Source organism: Streptomyces sp. NPDC007346, from assembly GCF_040703535.1.
In the GTDB taxonomy this organism is placed as follows: Bacteria; Actinomycetota; Actinomycetes; order Streptomycetales; family Streptomycetaceae; genus Streptomyces.
In genome coordinates, this window is the sequence record NZ_JBEYKR010000156.1 from 1 (window position 1) to 16,228 (window position 16,228).

Below are 16,228 nucleotides of genomic sequence, written 5' to 3' on the forward strand. Positions count from 1 at the left end.
CTTACCGCCGTATTTCTAATCTTTTCTTTTATAGGGGATTAAATTCCCCCTTTACTATTGGTTTTTGTTGTACCCCGGGGGGGGGGGGTTGGGGGGCCGTCGCCCGCCCACTTGTCGCCCCCACCCCCCGGCGCCGGCACCCCAGCAAAGATCACCTGGCGCCGATGAAGCAAGGCGTACAGAACCACTCAGGAGGACCCCAGTGGCGAAGGCAAAGTTCGAGCGGACTAAGCCGCACGTCAACATCGGCACCATCGGTCACATCGACCACGGTAAGACGACCCTCACGGCCGCCATTACCAAGGTGCTGCACGACGCGTACCCGGACCTGAACGAGGCCTCGGCCTTCGACATGATCGACAAGGCGCCCGAGGAGCGCCAGCGCGGGATCACCATCTCCATCTCGCACGTCGAGTACCAGACGGAGTCGCGTCACTACGCGCACGTCGACTGCCCCGGTCACGCGGACTACATCAAGAACATGATCACGGGTGCCGCGCAGATGGACGGCGCCATCCTCGTGGTGGCCGCCACCGACGGCCCGATGCCGCAGACCAAGGAGCACGTGCTCCTGGCCCGCCAGGTCGGCGTTCCGTACATCGTCGTCGCCCTGAACAAGGCCGACATGGTGGACGACGAGGAGATCCTGGAGCTCGTCGAGCTCGAGGTCCGTGAGCTCCTCTCCGAGTACGAGTTCCCGGGCGACGACGTTCCGGTCGTCAAGGTCTCGGCGCTCAAGGCGCTCGAGGGCGACAAGGAGTGGGGCGAGTCCGTCCTCAACCTGATGAAGGCTGTCGACGAGGCCATCCCGCAGCCCGAGCGTGACGTCGAGAAGCCGTTCCTCATGCCGATCGAGGACGTCTTCACGATCACCGGTCGCGGTACGGTCGTCACCGGCCGTATCGAGCGTGGTGTCCTGAAGGTCAACGAGACCGTCGACATCGTCGGTATCAAGACCGAGAAGACCACCACCACGGTCACCGGCATCGAGATGTTCCGCAAGCTGCTCGACGAGGGCCAGGCCGGTGAGAACGTCGGTCTGCTCCTCCGTGGCATCAAGCGCGAGGACGTCGAGCGCGGCCAGGTCATCATCAAGCCGGGTTCGGTCACGCCGCACACCGAGTTCCAGGCGCAGTCCTACATCCTGTCGAAGGACGAGGGTGGCCGTCACACCCCGTTCTTCAACAACTACCGCCCGCAGTTCTACTTCCGTACCACGGACGTGACGGGCGTTGTGACCCTTCCCGAGGGCACCGAGATGGTCATGCCGGGTGACAACACCCTCATGGACGTCGCGCTGATCCAGCCGGTCGCCATGGAAGAGGGCCTGAAGTTCGCCATCCGTGAGGGTGGCCGGACCGTGGGCGCCGGCCAGGTCACCAAGATCATCAAGTAGTTCTCTGCTTGGTCGTCCTTGACCTGGTGGCTCATCGAGTCATACGAAGGGCCCCGCACCTCGCAAGAGGCGCGGGGCCCTTCGCCATGCCCGCAGGCCCTCAGGGGGGCGGCCCGTGCGCCAAGGGACCGCGCAACGCACGAGGGCGTCGCTGCATGCCCGTCAGGCGTCGAAACGGCCGCGCGCACTCTCGATGTGACCGAGGTGCTGGTGGGTCCAGCCGCATATGGCGTCGACCGCGGTGCGCAGGGCCCGGCCCGGAGCGGTGAGGGTGTACTCGACGCGCGGCGGCACGGTGGGGTGCGCCTTCCGGTCGACCAGGCCGTTGCGCTCCAGCATGCGCAGGTTCTGGGTGAGCATCTTGTGGCTGATGCCCTCGACCTCGTTCCGCAGCTCGCTGAAGCGCAGGGTGCGGTCGCCGAGCGCCTCGATGATCAGGAGCGCCCACTTGTTGGCGACGTCCGAGAAGATCTCCCGTGCCAGGGAGTCAGCCCGCCGCAGGTCAGCGTCCTCGGGCAGGCCCGTGAGCAGTTGCTTGGTCACCATCAGGTTCCTCAGTCACCGAAAAGTGCGTTCTTCCAGGTCAGCCCATACTCTCTTACAGTTTCCGAGTAACCACAAGAGAGTAGATCGGAAGGGCGAGCACCATGGCCACCATCGATGTCTTCACCTACGACGTGCCGGCCGAGAGCGACTTCGGCTACTCACAGGCGATCAGGTCCGGCGAGCTGATCCACGTCTCCGGGCAGCTCTCGTTCGACGAGGCAGGCGAGTTCCTGTATGCGGGGGACTTCGCCGCCCAGCTCAAGCAGACCTACGCCAACATGGACAAGGTCCTGGACCACTACGGCGCCACCCGGAACCAGGTCGTCTCACAGGTCCTGTACGTGGTGAACCTGCGGCAGAACGCCGCGGCGACGGCGGAGGGCAACCTGGGGTACTTCGGCGACCACCGCCCGGCCAGCACGGTCCTGGGCGTCACTGAACTGACCTTGCCCGGCCAGGTCGTCGAGATCAGCTGCGTCATCGACAGGAACCTGCCCGCCTGAGGTATCCCATCCCCCTCGCACGTCCCACCAACAACCGGCGGGCGAAGCCCCGTGCACGGCTGTCGGGGCTGTCATGGATGTAGGGCCCCGGTACCTCAGGGCGGCGAGGTAAGGGGGCCCTACGGTCTTACAGGGGCGGCGGTCGGTCAGGTGCCGCCGCCCCCGGGTGGGACTGCCGGTCAGACGCCCGCGATGGACTGGATCCAGGAGCGGTACGCGGTGACGTTCGTGTACGCCGTCGTGGTCTGCCGGTCACTGGTGGAGGCCACGCCGACCTGGATGCCGTTCAGCGTCATCGGGCCGCCGGAGTCGCCGCCGGCGGTGATGCCGTTGCCGCGCCGGGCGCAGATGGCCGAGCCGCCGTACGCGTCACTGCAACCGCTGGTCACCGTCACGTTGGCGACCTTCAGGTAGCGCGACTGGCAGTTGGCCTCGGAGCCGCACTGCGAGGTGGCGCCCCAGCCCCAGACCTGGACGTTCTGCCCGACGCTCACCGTGCCGGGGTTGCCGAGGCGGGAGTAGGTCGTCTGGACGGAGCGGTCCAGGCGGACCAGGGAGATGTCCGCGCTGTGGTTGTACGTCTGGACGCCGTTGGCCACCACACCGCCGCTGTGCTGGTCCAGGCTGCCGATGCGGAACGACAGGCCGCCGCCCGTGACACAGTGCCGGGCGGTGAGGATCCAGGTCGGCGCGATGATCGTCGCCGAACAGGTCTCTCTGCCCTGCGAGAAGAGCCGCGCGGCCCATGGAGCGTTGGACGCGTAGCCGCCGCCGATGATCTGCGTGGTCGGGGGCGGGGCGTCCGTCAGCGGGGGCTGCGGGGCCGCGGTGGCGGCGGGGGTGAGAAGAGCGAGGACGGTGGCCGCGGCGGCGAGAGCAGCGGGAACTAGCCTTGCTATTCGCATGGTTCCTCATTTCGGGGAACACGCTGAGGGGCGTGTCTGTGGGGGTTGACGGCCCTAGGGTGTCGAAGAACCAATCGGCCGGGTACTAACGCTTTCCCATAACGCGGTGTTCTGCCCCGGCGAACTCTAGGTAGCGCCACCTACGCGTCAGGCGTCCGGGCACGGAGTTCGGAGCCGGGGCAGGAGGCGGGGCGCGTACCAGGAACACGTCGACGGGGTCCTGTCCCTCCGGGGCGAACCCGTGTCGCTCGTACAGCCGCCGGGCGGCGCCTCGGGCGGTGGTGCGGCGCCGCCGGATGCGCGCCCGCGTTTGAGCACTCGCTCGCTCGGGGTAGGATTCCCGACTCGATTGGCCAGGCTCGCGCCCCGTATGGCACACTGACCAGGTTGCTCGGTTGAGTGTCAATGCTGCGCGCCTCCCGCCGGGAGGACCGGAAGCGAGTCCCACGGTACTCGTCGACTCTGTATGGGTCGGACGTACGGGAATCTTCCGGGAAGCAATGCAGGGCGCCGGCCAGGCACCCGGTGGGTGTTCCGCCCCCGGTTCCGCGGTCCCAGGGCCCGCACCCCCTTGGTTGGGATCTCCTTCGGGAGATTTTCGTAGAGGGGATGCGACACGCCCGACCGCGTGGGTCGGAGGAGGAGTCCAGAGAACCCCTGGGTTCCAGAGCGTTACGAGAGACAGGACTACTAGTAGCCATGGCGGGACAGAAGATCCGCATCCGGCTCAAGGCCTACGACCACGAGGTCATCGACTCCTCGGCGAAGAAGATCGTCGAGACGGTGACCCGCACTGGTGCGTCGGTCGCGGGCCCGGTGCCGCTGCCCACTGAGAAGAACGTGTACTGCGTCATCAAGTCGCCGCACAAGTACAAGGACTCTCGCGAGCACTTCGAGATGCGCACCCACAAGCGCCTCATCGACATCCTCGACCCCACGCCGAAGACGGTTGACTCGCTGATGCGCCTCGACCTGCCGGCGGGCGTCGACATCGAGATCAAGCTCTGAGGGGACGGGCCGAGATGAGCAAGAACATCAAGGGCGTCCTGGGCGAGAAGCTCGGCATGACCCAGGTCTGGGACGAGAACAACCGGGTTGTCCCGGTGACCGTCGTCAAGGCCGGTCCGTGCGTCGTGACGCAGGTCCGTACGAACGACAGCGACGGCTACGAAGCGGTGCAGATCGCCTTCGGCGAGATCGACCCGCGCAAGGTGAACAAGCCCCTCAAGGGTCACTTCGCCAAGGCCGACGTCACCCCGCGCCGCCACCTGGTGGAGCTCCGCACCCCTGACGCCAGCGAGTACACGCTGGGCCAGGAGGTCACTGCCGAGGTGTTCGAGTCCGGCGTCAAGGTCGACGTCACGGGCAAGAGCAAGGGCAAGGGCTTCGCCGGTGTCATGAAGCGTCACAACTTCAAGGGCCTCGGCGCCGGGCACGGCACCCAGCGCAAGCACCGTTCCCCCGGTTCCATCGGTGGCTGCGCCACCCCTGGGCGTGTCTTCAAGGGCATGCGCATGGCGGGCCGTATGGGTAACGAGCGCGTCACCACCCAGAACCTGACCATCCACGCGGTTGACGCGGAGAAGGGTCTGCTCCTCATCAAGGGCGCGGTCCCCGGTCCGAACGGCGGCCTCGTCCTGGTCCGTACCGCGGCCAAGGGGGCTTGAGGTAATGAGCACCATTGACATCCTTTCGCCGGCAGGCGACAAGGCCGGTACCGTCGACCTCCCCTCGGAGATCTTCGACGCGAAGACCAGCGTTCCGCTGATCCACCAGGTCGTTGTCGCTCAGCTGGCGGCTGCCCGTCAGGGCACGCACAAGACCAAGCGCCGCGGTGAAGTCCGCGGTGGTGGCAAGAAGCCCTACCGCCAGAAGGGCACCGGCCGCGCCCGTCAGGGTTCGACCCGCGCCCCGCAGTTCGCCGGTGGTGGCGTCGTCCACGGCCCGCAGCCGCGTGACTACTCGCAGCGGACCCCGAAGAAGATGAAGGCCGCCGCCCTGCGCGGTGCCCTGTCGGACCGGGCCCGTCACTCCCGTATCCACGTCGTCACCGGCGTGGTCGAGGGTGCCGTCTCCACGAAGGCCGCCAAGACGCTGTTCGGCAAGATCTCGGAGCGCCAGAACCTGCTCCTGGTCGTCGACCGCGCCGACGAGGCCGCGTGGCTGTCCGCGCGCAACCTGCCCCAGGTGCACATCCTGGAGCCGGGCCAGCTCAACACGTACGACGTGATCGTCTCTGACGACGTGGTCTTCACCCAGGCCGCTTTCGAGTCCTTCGTGTCTGGCCCCCAGACCGCTGAGACCGAAGGGAGCGACGCCTGATGAGCGAGGCGACCGTTACCAGCAAGACGTACTCGGACCCGCGTGACGTTCTCGTCAAGCCCGTGGTCTCCGAGAAGAGCTACGCGCTGCTCGATGAGAACAAGTACACGTTCATCGTCGCGCCGGGCTCCAACAAGACCCAGATCAAGCAGGCCGTGGAAGCGGTCTTCTCGGTCAAGGTCACCGGGGTCAACACGATCAACCGGCAGGGTAAGCGCAAGCGCACCAAGACCGGCTTCGGCAAGCGCTCCGACACGAAGCGCGCCATCGTGACCCTCGCCGAGGGCGACCGTATCGACATCTTCGGCGGCCCGACCTCTTAAGTGAGGTCGAGTCGTCCGGAATCGGACGAGGACTGAGAAATGGGTATCCGCAAGTACAAGCCGACGACCCCGGGCCGTCGTGGCTCCAGCGTCGCCGACTTTGTCGAGATCACGCGGTCCACGCCGGAGAAGTCGCTGGTCCGCCCTCTGCACAGCAAGGGCGGCCGTAACAACGCCGGTCGTGTGACCGTTCGCCACCAGGGTGGTGGCCACAAGCGCGCCTACCGAGTGATCGACTTCCGTCGTCACGACAAGGACGGCGTGCCGGCCAAGGTCGCGCACATCGAGTACGACCCCAACCGCACCGCGCGCATCGCGCTGCTGCACTACGCGGACGGCGAGAAGCGTTACATCGTCGCTCCCCGTGGCCTGTCGCAGGGTGACCGTGTCGAGAACGGTCCGGGCGCCGACATCAAGCCGGGCAACAACCTGGCGCTGCGCAACATCCCGGTCGGTACGACCATCCACGCCATCGAGCTGCGGCCCGGCGGCGGCGCGAAGTTCGCCCGTTCCGCGGGTGCCTCCGTGCAGCTGCTGGCGAAGGAGGGCACCATGGCCCACCTTCGTATGCCGTCGGGTGAGATCCGCCTGGTCGACGCCCGCTGCCGCGCCACGATCGGCGAGGTCGGCAACGCCGAGCAGTCGAACATCAACTGGGGCAAGGCCGGCCGCATGCGCTGGAAGGGCGTTCGCCCGACCGTCCGCGGTGTCGCGATGAACCCGGTTGACCACCCGCACGGTGGTGGTGAGGGCAAGACCTCCGGTGGTCGCCACCCGGTCTCGCCGTGGGGTCAGAAGGAGGGTCGTACTCGTTCTCCCAAGAAGGCGAGCAACAAGTACATCGTCCGCCGCCGCAAGACGAACAAGAAGCGCTAGGAGCGGGTTTAGATGCCGCGCAGTCTCAAGAAGGGGCCCTTCGTCGACGGCCACCTCATCAAGAAGGTGGACGTACAGAACGAGGCAGGCACCAAGAACGTCATCAAGACCTGGTCCCGTCGCTCGATGATCGTCCCGGCCATGCTGGGTCACACCATCGCGGTGCACAACGGCAAGATCCACGTCCCGGTGTTCGTCACCGAGTCGATGGTCGGCCACAAGCTCGGCGAGTTCTCGCCGACTCGCACCTTCCGCGGCCACGTCAAGGACGACCGGAAGTCGAAGCGCCGCTAAGCGCGGGGTGGAAACGACTATGACTCACACCGAAGGGACAACCATGGAAGCCAGGGCCCAGGCGCGGTACATCCGCGTCACGCCCATGAAGGCCCGCCGAGTGGTGGACCTCATCCGTGGCATGGATGCCACGGAGGCTCAGGCGGTCCTGCGTTTCGCCCCGCAGGCCGCGAGCGTGCCGGTTGGCAAGGTGCTGGACAGCGCCATTGCCAACGCTGCACACAACTACGACCACCCTGACGCCTCTTCGCTGGTCATCAGCGAGGCGTATGTGGACGAGGGCCCGACCCTGAAGCGGTTCCGTCCGCGTGCTCAGGGCCGTGCCTACCGGATCCGTAAGCGGACCAGCCACATCACCGTGGTCGTCAGCAGCAAGGAAGGAACCCGGTAATGGGCCAGAAGGTAAACCCGCACGGGTTCCGGCTCGGCATCACCACGGACTTCAAGTCCCGCTGGTACGCCGACAAGCTGTACAAGGACTACGTCAAGGAAGACGTCGCCATTCGTCGCATGATGACGAAGGGCATGGAGCGGGCCGGCATCTCGAAGGTCGAGATCGAGCGCACCCGCGACCGCGTCCGCGTTGACATCCACACCGCCCGTCCGGGCATCGTCATCGGTCGCCGTGGCGCCGAGGCCGATCGCATCCGCGGCGAGCTGGAGAAGCTGACCGGCAAGCAGGTCCAGCTGAACATCCTCGAGGTCAAGAACCCCGAGGTGGACGCTCAGCTGGTGGCCCAGGCCGTCGCCGAGCAGCTCTCCTCCCGCGTCTCCTTCCGTCGTGCCATGCGCAAGAGCATGCAGAGCTCGATGAAGGCCGGCGCCAAGGGCATCAAGATCCAGTGCGGCGGTCGCCTCGGCGGCGCCGAGATGTCCCGCTCGGAGTTCTACCGCGAGGGCCGCGTGCCCCTGCACACGCTCCGGGCCAACGTGGACTACGGCTTCTTCGAGGCCAAGACGACCTTCGGCCGCATCGGCGTGAAGGTCTGGATCTACAAGGGCGACGTCAAGAACATCGCCGAGGTTCGCGCCGAGAACGCCGCGGCCCGCGCCGGTAACCGTCCGGCCCGCGGCGGCGCTGACCGCCCGGCCGGCCGCGGTGGCCGTGGTGGCGAGCGTGGCGGTCGCGGCCGTAAGCCGCAGCAGTCGCCGGCAGCCGAGGCCCCCAAGGCCGACGCTCCCGCCGCCGCTGCTCCGGCTGCTGAGAGCACCGGAACGGAGGCCTGACCGAAATGCTGATCCCCCGTAGGGTCAAGCACCGCAAGCAGCACCACCCGAAGCGCAGCGGTATGTCCAAGGGTGGCACGCAGGTTGCGTTCGGCGAGTACGGCATCCAGGCGCTGACCCCGGCGTACGTGACGAACCGTCAGATCGAGTCCGCTCGTATCGCGATGACCCGTCACATCAAGCGTGGCGGCAAGGTCTGGATCAACATCTACCCGGACCGTCCCCTGACGAAGAAGCCCGCCGAGACCCGCATGGGTTCCGGTAAGGGTTCTCCCGAGTGGTGGATCGCGAACGTCAAGCCGGGTCGGGTGATGTTCGAGCTGTCCTACCCGAACGAGAAGATTGCTCGTGAGGCGCTCACCCGCGCTGCTCACAAGCTTCCGATGAAGTGCCGGATCGTTCGGCGCGAGGCAGGTGAGTCGTGATGTCGGCCGGTACCAAGGCGTCCGAGCTGCGCGAGCTGGGCGACGAGGAGCTCCTCAACAAGCTCCGCGAAGCCAAGGAAGAGCTGTTCAACCTCCGCTTCCAGGCGGCGACGGGCCAGCTCGAGAACCACGGCCGGCTCAAGTCCGTCCGTAAGGACATCGCCCGGATCTACACCCTGATGCGTGAGCGCGAGCTGGGCATCGAGACGGTGGAGAGCGCCTGATGAGCGAGAAGACTGTGACTGAGACGAACACCGACCGCGGTTTCCGCAAGACCCGTGAGGGTCTGGTCGTCAGCGACAAGATGGACAAGACCGTCGTCGTCGCTGTCGAGGACCGCGTCAAGCACGCGCTGTACGGCAAGGTCATCCGCCGTACCAACAAGCTCAAGGCCCACGACGAGCAGAACTCTGCGGGCGTCGGCGACCGCGTCATCATCATGGAGACGCGTCCGCTGTCGGCCTCGAAGCGCTGGCGCATCGTCGAGATCCTCGAGAAGGCCAAGTAATTCCTGAGGGGCATTCCCCTCAGGTCAGTTCCGCCAGGCTCGGTGTGGTGCCTCCCCGGTAACGGAGAGGCACCCGCCGGGAACCGGCAGACGATCAGGAGATAGACGTGATCCAGCAGGAGTCGCGACTGCGCGTCGCCGACAACACGGGTGCGAAGGAAATTCTCACCATTCGTGTTCTCGGTGGCTCGGGTCGCCGCTACGCGGGTATCGGTGACGTCATCGTCGCCACCGTCAAGGACGCGATCCCCGGTGGCAACGTGAAGAAGGGTGACGTCGTCAAGGCCGTCATCGTTCGCACCGTCAAGGAGCGTCGTCGTCAGGATGGCTCGTACATCCGCTTCGACGAGAACGCCGCCGTCATTCTGAAGAACGACGGCGACCCCCGCGGCACCCGCATCTTCGGCCCCGTGGGCCGAGAGCTGCGCGAGAAGAAGTTCATGAAGATCATCTCGCTCGCGCCGGAGGTGCTGTAAGCATGAAGATCAAGAAGGGCGACCTGGTTCAGGTCATCACCGGTAAGGACAAGGGCAAGCAGGGCAAGGTCATCGTGGCCTACCCCGCTCAGGACCGCGTCCTCGTCGAGGGTGTCAACCGGGTCAAGAAGCACACCAAGGCCGGTCAGACGGCTCGCGGTTCGCAGACGGGTGGCATTGTCACCACCGAGGCCCCGATCCACGTCAGCAACGTACAGCTGGTCGTGGAGAAGGACGGCAACAAGGTTGTCACCCGCGTCGGCTACCGCTTTGACGACGAGGGCAACAAGATCCGCGTTGCCAAGCGGACCGGTGAGGACATCTGATGACTGCCACCACTGCGCCGCGTCTCAAGACGCGCTACCGCGAGGAAATCGCCGGCAAGCTGCGTGAGGAGTTCTCGTACGAGAACGTCATGCAGGTTCCCGGTCTGGTCAAGATCGTGGTCAACATGGGTGTGGGCGACGCCGCCCGCGACTCCAAGCTGATCGACGGTGCCGTCAAGGACCTCACCACGATCACCGGTCAGAAGCCGGCCGTCACCAAGGCCCGCAAGTCCATCGCGCAGTTCAAGCTGCGCGAGGGCCAGCCGATCGGCTGCCACGTCACCCTCCGCGGTGACCGGATGTGGGAGTTCCTGGACCGTACGCTGTCGCTCGCGCTGCCGCGTATCCGTGACTTCCGTGGCCTGTCGCCGAAGCAGTTCGACGGCCGTGGCAACTACACCTTCGGTCTCACGGAGCAGGTCATGTTCCACGAGATCGACCAGGACAAGATCGACCGGGTCCGGGGCATGGACATCACCGTGGTCACCACGGCGACCAACGACGACGAGGGTCGTGCCCTCCTTCGTCACCTCGGCTTCCCGTTCAAGGAGAACTGACCGTGGCGAAGAAGGCTCTGATCGCTAAGGCCGCCCGTAAGCCGAAGTTCGGCGTTCGCGGGTACACCCGCTGCCAGCGCTGCGGCCGGCCCCACTCCGTCTACCGCAAGTTCGGCCTGTGCCGCGTGTGCCTTCGTGAGATGGCTCACCGTGGCGAGCTGCCGGGCGTGACCAAGAGCTCCTGGTAACTCTCCTCCGCCCTAGGGCGAAGGGAAGTTCCGGAGACTCTCGGTAAGCATCTGGGTCGGCAGGAGCCCCGCTTTTCATGCCGTAGGCTTGAAGGGTTGGGCGCCTGCCGCCCAAGACCGACTTACTACGCCGTAGGTCCCCGCACCGCACCCGTCCCACCACTGAGTGGGGAGAGGGATGGCGCATACAGGAAACCCCGGCGAGAGAGGCCGAAGGCCAACTCATGACCATGACTGATCCCATCGCAGACATGCTCACGCGTCTGCGTAACGCGAACTCGGCATATCACGACGATGTCTCGATGCCGCACAGCAAGATCAAGTCGCACATCGCGGAGATCCTCCAGCAGGAGGGCTTCATCACCGGCTGGAAGGTCGAGGACGCCGAGGTCGGCAAGAACCTCGTCCTCGAGCTGAAGTTCGGCCCGAACCGCGAGCGCTCGATCGCCGGCATCAAGCGTATTTCGAAGCCGGGTCTGCGTGTATACGCAAAGTCCACCAACCTGCCGAAGGTCCTCGGCGGTCTGGGCGTGGCGATCATCTCCACGTCCCACGGCCTCCTGACCGGCCAGCAGGCAGGCAAGAAGGGCGTAGGTGGGGAAGTCCTCGCCTACGTCTGGTAGTCGGGAAAGGAAGGAAAGCTCATGTCGCGAATCGGCAAGCTCCCCATCCAGGTTCCCGCCGGTGTGGACGTCACCATCGATGGCCGTACGGTCGCCGTGAAGGGCCCCAAGGGTTCCCTCACGCACACCGTTTCCGCGCCGATCGAGGTCTCCAAGGGTGAGGACGGCGTGCTCAACGTCTCCCGCCCGAACGACGAGCGTCAGAACAAGGCCCTCCACGGCCTGTCCCGCACGCTGGTGGCGAACATGATCACCGGTGTGACCACGGGTTACAGCAAGGCGCTCGAGATCAGCGGTGTCGGTTACCGCGTCCAGGCGAAGGGCTCCAACCTGGAGTTCGCCCTGGGCTACAGCCACCCGATCCTCATCGAGGCTCCGGAAGGCATCACCTTCAAGGTCGAGTCGCCCACGAAGCTCAGCGTCGAGGGCATCGACAAGCAGAAGGTCGGCGAGGTAGCCGCCAACATCCGCAAGCTGCGGAAGCCCGACCCGTACAAGGCCAAGGGCGTCAAGTACGCGGGCGAGGTCATCCGCCGCAAGGTCGGAAAGGCTGGTAAGTAGCCATGGCATACGGTGTGAAGATCGCCAAGGGCGACGCGTACAAGCGTGCCGCCCTCAAGCGCCGCCACATCCGCGTCCGCAAGCACATCTCCGGCTCGCCGGAGCGTCCCCGCTTGGTCGTGACGCGTTCCAACCGCCACATCGTGGCCCAGGTCATCGACGACATCGCGGGCCACACGCTCGCGTCGGCGTCGACCCTGGACACCTCGATCCGTGGTGGCGAGGGTGACAAGAGCGCTCAGGCCCAGCAGGTCGGCGCCCTGGTCGCCGAGCGTGCCAAGGCCGCAGGCGTCGAGGCCGTCGTGTTTGACCGCGGTGGTAACCAGTACGCCGGGCGGATTGCCGCTCTGGCTGACGCCGCCCGTGAAGCCGGGCTGAAGTTCTAAGCCCCGGTTCCTACGCACAGCGGACGTAACAGAGAGAGGTAAATCCAATGGCTGGACCCCAGCGCCGCGGAAGCGGTGCCGGTGGCGGCGAGCGGCGGGACCGGAAGGGCCGTGACGGTGGCGCCAGCGCCGCCGAGAAGACCGCGTACGTCGAGCGCGTCGTCGCGATCAACCGCGTCGCCAAGGTTGTGAAGGGTGGTCGTCGCTTCAGCTTCACCGCGCTGGTCGTGGTGGGCGATGGTGACGGCACCGTCGGTGTCGGATACGGCAAGGCCAAGGAAGTTCCCGCGGCCATCGCCAAGGGCGTTGAAGAGGCCAAGAAGAACTTCTTCAAGGTTCCGCGTATCCAGGGCACCATCCCTCACCCGATCACGGGCGAGAAGGCTGCGGGCGTCGTCCTGCTCAAGCCGGCGTCCCCCGGTACCGGTGTTATCGCCGGTGGCCCGGTGCGTGCCGTGCTCGAGTGCGCCGGCGTTCACGACATCCTGTCGAAGTCGCTTGGCTCGTCCAACGCGATCAACATCGTGCACGCGACCGTGGCGGCCCTCCAGGGCCTGCAGCGTCCCGAGGAGATCGCGGCCCGCCGCGGTCTGCCCCTCGAGGACGTCGCCCCCGCGGCTCTGCTCCGTGCGCGTGCGGGAGCGGGTGCGTAATGGCTCGCCTCAAGATCACGCAGACGAAGTCGTACATCGGCAGCAAGCAGAACCACCGCGACACCCTGCGTTCGCTCGGGCTCAAGCGCCTGAACGACTCGGTTGTCAAGGAGGACCGCCCCGAGTTCCGCGGAATGGCCAACACCGTCCGCCACCTCGTGACGGTTGAGGAGGTTGACTGACATGGCGGAGAACAGCCCGCTGAAGGCCCACAACCTCCGGCCTGCCCCGGGCGCCAAGACCGCCAAGACCCGTGTGGGTCGTGGTGAGGCGTCCAAGGGTAAGACCGCAGGCCGTGGTACCAAGGGTACGAAGGCCCGTTACCAGGTTCCGGAGCGCTTCGAGGGTGGCCAGATGCCCCTCCACATGCGTCTCCCGAAGCTCAAGGGCTTCAAGAACCCGTTCCGCACGGAGTACCAGGTCGTGAACCTGGACAAGCTCGCGACGCTCTACCCCGAGGGTGGAGAGGTCACGGTGGCCGACCTGGTCGCCAAGGGCGCTGTGCGCAACAACCACCTCGTCAAGGTCCTCGGACAGGGCGAGATCTCCGTGGCGCTGCAGGTTTCGGTTGACGCCGTCTCCGGCTCCGCCAAGGAGAAGATCACCGCCGCCGGCGGTACGGTCACCGAGCTCGTCTGAGCCCCGGTACAGACCTGAGCCCGGCCGGTCGCCTCCTCGGAGGTGGCCGGCCGGGCTTTTTCGTGTTTGTGGCGCTGTACGGGAACCGTAAAGGCTCGGGAAAGGTTGAACGGGTGTCCACCGCACCGGCGGTGGGGGAGCCGAGGGGCGTTCACGTCCCAAATGGTGTGGCTTGGCCGGTCTTTCACGGCGCGGGCGGGGGAACAGGCGTTGCACCGGTGTGCAGTGTGTGTTTCCTGCTCAGTCCCGGGCCGGGTAGGGTGGCGCCGTTAATCTTTTGTGGCCTCCTTACGATGTAGGGCTGCCTTGTATCCGATCCCATCCAGTCCCATCCAGACCCGTCGCCTCTGACGCATAGCGCGGGGGTCGCAGGAGGCACCGTGTTCACCGCGTTCGCCCGAGCGTTCAAGACGCCCGACCTGCGCAAGAAGCTGCTCTTCACGCTCGGCATCATCGTGATCTACCGGCTCGGGGCCCACGTCCCGGCTCCCGGCGTCGACTACGCGAAGGTCCAGCAGTGCATCGACCAGGCCGATTCGGGTGGCCTGCTCGGTCTGATGCAGATGTTCAGCGGTGGCGCCCTGTTGCAGATCACCATCTTCGCGCTCGGCATCATGCCGTACATCACGGCCAGCATCATCCTTCAGCTGCTGACCGTCGTGATCCCCCGGCTGGAAGCCCTCAAGAAGGAGGGCCAGTCCGGCACGGCGAAGATCACGCAGTACACGCGTTATCTGACGGTCGCCCTGGCCGTCCTCCAGGGCACCGGCCTCGTCGCCACCGCCCGGAGCGGGGCGCTGTTCCAGAACTGTTCCGTGGCCAACCAGATCGTCGCGGACAAATCGATCTTCACGACCCTGGTCATGGTCATCACCATGACCGCCGGTACCGCCTGCGTCATGTGGCTCGGTGAGCTCATCACCGACAAGGGCATCGGCAACGGCATGTCGATCCTCATGTTCATCTCGATCGCCGCCACGTTCCCCGGCGCCCTGTGGGCCATCAAGGAGAGCGGCAAGCTGGCCGACGGCTGGATCGAGTTCGGCACGGTCATCCTCATCGGCTTCGTCATGGTCGCCCTCGTCGTCTTCGTCGAGCAGGCCCAGCGCCGCATCCCGGTGCAGTACGCGAAGCGCATGATCGGACGCCGGTCCTACGGCGGTACGTCGACGTACATCCCGCTGAAGGTGAACCAGGCGGGTGTGATCCCCGTCATCTTCGCCTCCTCGCTGCTCTTCATCCCGTCACTGATCGTCCAGTTCTCCGGGTCCACCTCGGGCTGGGCCACCTGGATCCAGGACCACTTCGTGACGGGTGACCACCCGTATTACATCGCGGTGTACTTCGTACTCATCGTGTTCTTCGCCTTCTTCTACGTGGCTATTTCGTTCAACCCCGACGAAGTCGCCGACAACATGAAGAAGTATGGTGGCTTCATCCCGGGCATCCGGGCAGGTCGACCTACTGCCGAGTACCTGAGCTACGTGCTCAACAGGATCACTTGGCCGGGCTCGCTGTATCTGGGCCTGATCGCTCTGGTGCCGACGATGGCGTTGGCAGGCTTCGGCGGTGCGAACCAGAACTTCCCGTTCGGCGGGACGAGCATCCTCATCATCGTGGGTGTGGGTCTGGAAACCGTGAAGCAGATCGAGAGTCAGCTCCAGCAGCGCAATTACGAAGGGTTCCTCCGCTGATGCGAATCGTCCTCGTCGGGCCTCCGGGTGCCGGCAAGGGAACGCAGGCTGCGTACCTTGCCAAGAACCTGTCGATTCCGCACATCTCCACGGGCGACCTCTTCCGCGCCAACATCAGCCAGGGCACCGCCCTTGGCAAGCAGGCACGCGCCTACATGGACGCGGGCCAGCTGGTGCCGGACGAAGTCACCATCGGGATGGCCAAGGACCGCATGTCCCAGGAGGACGCCGAGAACGGCTTCCTGCTGGACGGCTTCCCCAGGAACGTGGGTCAGGCCGAAGCCCTTGACGTGATGCTCAAGGACGAGGGCGTGAAGCTTGACGCCGTCCTCGACCTGGAGGTCCCCGAGGAAGAGGTCGTGAAGCGGATCGCGGGTCGCCGCATCTGCCGCAACGACAGCGCGCACGTCTTCCACGCGACGTACAACCCGCCGAAGACCGAGGGTGTCTGCGACGCCTGCGGCGGCGAGCTGTACCAGCGGGACGACGACAGCGAGGAGACGGTCCGGACCCGGCTGGAGGTCTACCACAGCCAGACCGAGCCGATCATCGACTACTACCGGTCCCAGGACCTGGTGGTGACCATCTCCGCGCTCGGCAAGGTCACCGACGTGACCGAGCGGGCCATGGCGGCGCTGAAGCAGTCCGCCGATAGCTGAGCCCCACCCCGTACCACCGCTGTGCAGTCGGCCGCGGCGCCCCAGGGCGCACCTGTACACCACCCCGGAAGCCTGGCCCCGGGTCGAGGCGCTGTCGCGCTATCTCGGGGCCCAGGCCAGCCTGCTGGCCACCGATTCGGG

At 65.9% G+C, this 16,228-nt stretch carries 27 protein-coding genes and 1 pseudogene; 25 read left to right on the forward strand and 3 right to left on the reverse strand.

The features are described 5' to 3' along the window. Window positions 1-202: 202 nt before the first annotated feature. On the forward strand, window positions 203-1,396 hold the full coding sequence (tuf, locus tag AB0917_RS28985; RefSeq protein ID WP_366822646.1) for an elongation factor Tu: 1,194 nt from the start codon (window positions 203-205) through the stop codon (window positions 1,394-1,396). Between the two features lie 162 nt (window positions 1,397-1,558). On the opposite strand, the gene AB0917_RS28990 is transcribed toward tuf, so the two are convergent. Then, complete coding sequence (locus AB0917_RS28990) at window positions 1,559-1,942, reverse strand: helix-turn-helix domain-containing protein (RefSeq protein WP_366822647.1); 384 nt, start codon at window positions 1,940-1,942, stop codon at window positions 1,559-1,561. 101 nt (window positions 1,943-2,043) lie between these two features. Between AB0917_RS28990 and AB0917_RS28995 the strand changes: the two genes are divergently transcribed. After that, on the forward strand, window positions 2,044-2,445 hold the full coding sequence (locus tag AB0917_RS28995; protein ID WP_366822648.1) for a RidA family protein: 402 nt from the start codon (window positions 2,044-2,046) through the stop codon (window positions 2,443-2,445). Window positions 2,446-2,624: 179 nt separating this feature from the next. Here the strand turns inward: AB0917_RS28995 and AB0917_RS29000 are convergent, their stop codons facing one another. Both AB0917_RS29000 and AB0917_RS29005 read right to left on the reverse strand, forming a co-directional pair. After that, complete coding sequence (locus AB0917_RS29000) at window positions 2,625-3,350, reverse strand: trypsin-like serine protease (protein ID WP_366822649.1); 726 nt, start codon at window positions 3,348-3,350, stop codon at window positions 2,625-2,627. Window positions 3,351-3,435: 85 nt separating this feature from the next. After that, window positions 3,436-3,624, reverse strand: a pseudogene (locus AB0917_RS29005) (hypothetical protein); the annotation flags it as partial. Window positions 3,625-4,049: 425 nt separating this feature from the next. Here AB0917_RS29005 and rpsJ point away from each other — a divergent pair. From rpsJ to AB0917_RS29120, 23 genes are all read left to right on the forward strand, one after another. Beyond that, window positions 4,050-4,358, forward strand: a complete 309-nt coding sequence (rpsJ, locus tag AB0917_RS29010; RefSeq protein WP_003948644.1) for a 30S ribosomal protein S10 — start codon at window positions 4,050-4,052, stop codon at window positions 4,356-4,358. A gap of 14 nt (window positions 4,359-4,372) precedes the next feature. Continuing rightward, window positions 4,373-5,017 (forward strand): 50S ribosomal protein L3, encoded by a 645-nt coding sequence (rplC, locus tag AB0917_RS29015; RefSeq protein WP_003966960.1) that lies wholly within the window; start codon window positions 4,373-4,375, stop codon window positions 5,015-5,017. A 4-nt stretch (window positions 5,018-5,021) separates the two neighbouring features. Then, window positions 5,022-5,672 carry a 50S ribosomal protein L4 gene (gene rplD, locus AB0917_RS29020; RefSeq protein WP_366822650.1) on the forward strand — a complete coding sequence of 217 codons (651 nt, stop codon included), beginning with the start codon at window positions 5,022-5,024 and terminating at the stop codon, window positions 5,670-5,672. After that, entirely contained in the window at window positions 5,672-5,995 is a 324-nt protein-coding gene (rplW, locus tag AB0917_RS29025) for a 50S ribosomal protein L23 (RefSeq protein WP_007446738.1), read from the forward strand. The genes rplD and rplW overlap by 1 nt, the downstream gene beginning before the upstream one ends. A 39-nt stretch (window positions 5,996-6,034) precedes the next feature. Next, window positions 6,035-6,871, forward strand: a complete 837-nt coding sequence (gene rplB / locus AB0917_RS29030; RefSeq protein ID WP_018510594.1) for a 50S ribosomal protein L2 — start codon at window positions 6,035-6,037, stop codon at window positions 6,869-6,871. Between the two features lie 12 nt (window positions 6,872-6,883). Next, window positions 6,884-7,165 (forward strand): 30S ribosomal protein S19, encoded by a 282-nt coding sequence (gene rpsS, locus AB0917_RS29035; protein ID WP_003966956.1) that lies wholly within the window; start codon window positions 6,884-6,886, stop codon window positions 7,163-7,165. A 43-nt stretch (window positions 7,166-7,208) separates the two neighbouring features. Continuing rightward, the gene (rplV, locus tag AB0917_RS29040; RefSeq protein WP_026290933.1) at window positions 7,209-7,556 is read left to right on the forward strand and encodes a 50S ribosomal protein L22; all 348 of its coding nucleotides are present in this window, start codon (window positions 7,209-7,211) and stop codon (window positions 7,554-7,556) included. Further along, entirely contained in the window at window positions 7,556-8,392 is an 837-nt protein-coding gene (gene rpsC, locus AB0917_RS29045; RefSeq protein WP_007446736.1) for a 30S ribosomal protein S3, read from the forward strand. The genes rplV and rpsC overlap by 1 nt, the downstream gene beginning before the upstream one ends. 5 nt (window positions 8,393-8,397) lie before the next feature. Beyond that, on the forward strand, window positions 8,398-8,817 hold the full coding sequence (rplP, locus tag AB0917_RS29050; RefSeq protein WP_003966953.1) for a 50S ribosomal protein L16: 420 nt from the start codon (window positions 8,398-8,400) through the stop codon (window positions 8,815-8,817). Beyond that, on the forward strand, window positions 8,817-9,041 hold the full coding sequence (gene rpmC, locus AB0917_RS29055; RefSeq protein WP_003966952.1) for a 50S ribosomal protein L29: 225 nt from the start codon (window positions 8,817-8,819) through the stop codon (window positions 9,039-9,041). The genes rplP and rpmC overlap by 1 nt, the downstream gene beginning before the upstream one ends. Next, window positions 9,041-9,325 (forward strand): 30S ribosomal protein S17, encoded by a 285-nt coding sequence (gene rpsQ / locus AB0917_RS29060; protein ID WP_018960204.1) that lies wholly within the window; start codon window positions 9,041-9,043, stop codon window positions 9,323-9,325. The genes rpmC and rpsQ overlap by 1 nt, the downstream gene beginning before the upstream one ends. Window positions 9,326-9,432: 107 nt before the next feature. Further along, window positions 9,433-9,801 (forward strand): 50S ribosomal protein L14, encoded by a 369-nt coding sequence (gene rplN, locus AB0917_RS29065; RefSeq protein WP_003966950.1) that lies wholly within the window; start codon window positions 9,433-9,435, stop codon window positions 9,799-9,801. 2 nt (window positions 9,802-9,803) lie between these two features. Beyond that, window positions 9,804-10,127, forward strand: coding sequence for a 50S ribosomal protein L24 (rplX, locus tag AB0917_RS29070; RefSeq protein WP_003966949.1), 324 nt, complete (start codon window positions 9,804-9,806; stop codon window positions 10,125-10,127). After that, the gene (gene rplE, locus AB0917_RS29075) at window positions 10,127-10,684 is read left to right on the forward strand and encodes a 50S ribosomal protein L5 (RefSeq protein WP_003966948.1); all 558 of its coding nucleotides are present in this window, start codon (window positions 10,127-10,129) and stop codon (window positions 10,682-10,684) included. The genes rplX and rplE overlap by 1 nt, the downstream gene beginning before the upstream one ends. Window positions 10,685-10,686: 2 nt before the next feature. Further along, the gene (locus tag AB0917_RS29080; RefSeq protein ID WP_003948630.1) at window positions 10,687-10,872 is read left to right on the forward strand and encodes a type Z 30S ribosomal protein S14; all 186 of its coding nucleotides are present in this window, start codon (window positions 10,687-10,689) and stop codon (window positions 10,870-10,872) included. Between the two features lie 224 nt (window positions 10,873-11,096). After that, entirely contained in the window at window positions 11,097-11,495 is a 399-nt protein-coding gene (rpsH, locus tag AB0917_RS29085) for a 30S ribosomal protein S8 (RefSeq protein WP_007446728.1), read from the forward strand. A 21-nt stretch (window positions 11,496-11,516) separates the two neighbouring features. After that, window positions 11,517-12,056 carry a 50S ribosomal protein L6 gene (gene rplF, locus AB0917_RS29090; RefSeq protein WP_366822651.1) on the forward strand — a complete coding sequence of 180 codons (540 nt, stop codon included), beginning with the start codon at window positions 11,517-11,519 and terminating at the stop codon, window positions 12,054-12,056. 2 nt (window positions 12,057-12,058) lie between these two features. Then, window positions 12,059-12,442 carry a 50S ribosomal protein L18 gene (gene rplR / locus AB0917_RS29095; protein ID WP_015610732.1) on the forward strand — a complete coding sequence of 128 codons (384 nt, stop codon included), beginning with the start codon at window positions 12,059-12,061 and terminating at the stop codon, window positions 12,440-12,442. 47 nt (window positions 12,443-12,489) lie between these two features. After that, entirely contained in the window at window positions 12,490-13,095 is a 606-nt protein-coding gene (rpsE, locus tag AB0917_RS29100) for a 30S ribosomal protein S5 (RefSeq protein ID WP_003966944.1), read from the forward strand. Then, entirely contained in the window at window positions 13,095-13,277 is a 183-nt protein-coding gene (gene rpmD / locus AB0917_RS29105) for a 50S ribosomal protein L30 (RefSeq protein WP_015610734.1), read from the forward strand. The genes rpsE and rpmD overlap by 1 nt, the downstream gene beginning before the upstream one ends. Before the next feature lies 1 nt (window position 13,278). Further along, the gene (gene rplO / locus AB0917_RS29110; protein ID WP_003966942.1) at window positions 13,279-13,734 is read left to right on the forward strand and encodes a 50S ribosomal protein L15; all 456 of its coding nucleotides are present in this window, start codon (window positions 13,279-13,281) and stop codon (window positions 13,732-13,734) included. A 380-nt stretch (window positions 13,735-14,114) separates the two neighbouring features. Then, window positions 14,115-15,428 (forward strand): preprotein translocase subunit SecY, encoded by a 1,314-nt coding sequence (gene secY, locus AB0917_RS29115; RefSeq protein ID WP_366822652.1) that lies wholly within the window; start codon window positions 14,115-14,117, stop codon window positions 15,426-15,428. Beyond that, a complete protein-coding gene (locus AB0917_RS29120) occupies window positions 15,428-16,087 on the forward strand; it encodes an adenylate kinase (protein ID WP_366822653.1) in 660 nt (219 codons plus the stop codon). The genes secY and AB0917_RS29120 overlap by 1 nt, the downstream gene beginning before the upstream one ends. Window positions 16,088-16,228 lie beyond the last annotated feature (141 nt).

What these genes read in the sequence shown, in the direction of transcription:
- AB0917_RS28990 (WP_366822647.1), bottom strand. Translation starts at nt 1,942, where the DNA reads ATGGTGACCAAGCAACTGCTCACGGGCCTGCCCGAGGACGCTGACCTG.
- AB0917_RS28995 (WP_366822648.1), top strand. Translation starts at nt 2,044, where the DNA reads ATGGCCACCATCGATGTCTTCACCTACGACGTGCCGGCCGAGAGCGAC.
- AB0917_RS29000 (WP_366822649.1), bottom strand. Translation starts at nt 3,350, where the DNA reads ATGCGAATAGCAAGGCTAGTTCCCGCTGCTCTCGCCGCCGCGGCCACC.
- rpsJ (WP_003948644.1), top strand. Translation starts at nt 4,050, where the DNA reads ATGGCGGGACAGAAGATCCGCATCCGGCTCAAGGCCTACGACCACGAG.
- rplC (WP_003966960.1), top strand. Translation starts at nt 4,373, where the DNA reads ATGAGCAAGAACATCAAGGGCGTCCTGGGCGAGAAGCTCGGCATGACC.
- rplD (WP_366822650.1), top strand. Translation starts at nt 5,022, where the DNA reads ATGAGCACCATTGACATCCTTTCGCCGGCAGGCGACAAGGCCGGTACC.
- rplW (WP_007446738.1), top strand. Translation starts at nt 5,672, where the DNA reads ATGAGCGAGGCGACCGTTACCAGCAAGACGTACTCGGACCCGCGTGAC.
- rplB (WP_018510594.1), top strand. Translation starts at nt 6,035, where the DNA reads ATGGGTATCCGCAAGTACAAGCCGACGACCCCGGGCCGTCGTGGCTCC.
- rpsS (WP_003966956.1), top strand. Translation starts at nt 6,884, where the DNA reads ATGCCGCGCAGTCTCAAGAAGGGGCCCTTCGTCGACGGCCACCTCATC.
- rplV (WP_026290933.1), top strand. Translation starts at nt 7,209, where the DNA reads ATGGAAGCCAGGGCCCAGGCGCGGTACATCCGCGTCACGCCCATGAAG.
- rpsC (WP_007446736.1), top strand. Translation starts at nt 7,556, where the DNA reads ATGGGCCAGAAGGTAAACCCGCACGGGTTCCGGCTCGGCATCACCACG.
- rplP (WP_003966953.1), top strand. Translation starts at nt 8,398, where the DNA reads ATGCTGATCCCCCGTAGGGTCAAGCACCGCAAGCAGCACCACCCGAAG.
- rpmC (WP_003966952.1), top strand. Translation starts at nt 8,817, where the DNA reads ATGTCGGCCGGTACCAAGGCGTCCGAGCTGCGCGAGCTGGGCGACGAG.
- rpsQ (WP_018960204.1), top strand. Translation starts at nt 9,041, where the DNA reads ATGAGCGAGAAGACTGTGACTGAGACGAACACCGACCGCGGTTTCCGC.
- rplX (WP_003966949.1), top strand. Translation starts at nt 9,804, where the DNA reads ATGAAGATCAAGAAGGGCGACCTGGTTCAGGTCATCACCGGTAAGGAC.
- rplE (WP_003966948.1), top strand. Translation starts at nt 10,127, where the DNA reads ATGACTGCCACCACTGCGCCGCGTCTCAAGACGCGCTACCGCGAGGAA.
- rpsH (WP_007446728.1), top strand. Translation starts at nt 11,097, where the DNA reads ATGACCATGACTGATCCCATCGCAGACATGCTCACGCGTCTGCGTAAC.
- rplF (WP_366822651.1), top strand. Translation starts at nt 11,517, where the DNA reads ATGTCGCGAATCGGCAAGCTCCCCATCCAGGTTCCCGCCGGTGTGGAC.
- rplR (WP_015610732.1), top strand. Translation starts at nt 12,059, where the DNA reads ATGGCATACGGTGTGAAGATCGCCAAGGGCGACGCGTACAAGCGTGCC.
- rpsE (WP_003966944.1), top strand. Translation starts at nt 12,490, where the DNA reads ATGGCTGGACCCCAGCGCCGCGGAAGCGGTGCCGGTGGCGGCGAGCGG.
- rpmD (WP_015610734.1), top strand. Translation starts at nt 13,095, where the DNA reads ATGGCTCGCCTCAAGATCACGCAGACGAAGTCGTACATCGGCAGCAAG.
- rplO (WP_003966942.1), top strand. Translation starts at nt 13,279, where the DNA reads ATGGCGGAGAACAGCCCGCTGAAGGCCCACAACCTCCGGCCTGCCCCG.
- AB0917_RS29120 (WP_366822653.1), top strand. Translation starts at nt 15,428, where the DNA reads ATGCGAATCGTCCTCGTCGGGCCTCCGGGTGCCGGCAAGGGAACGCAG.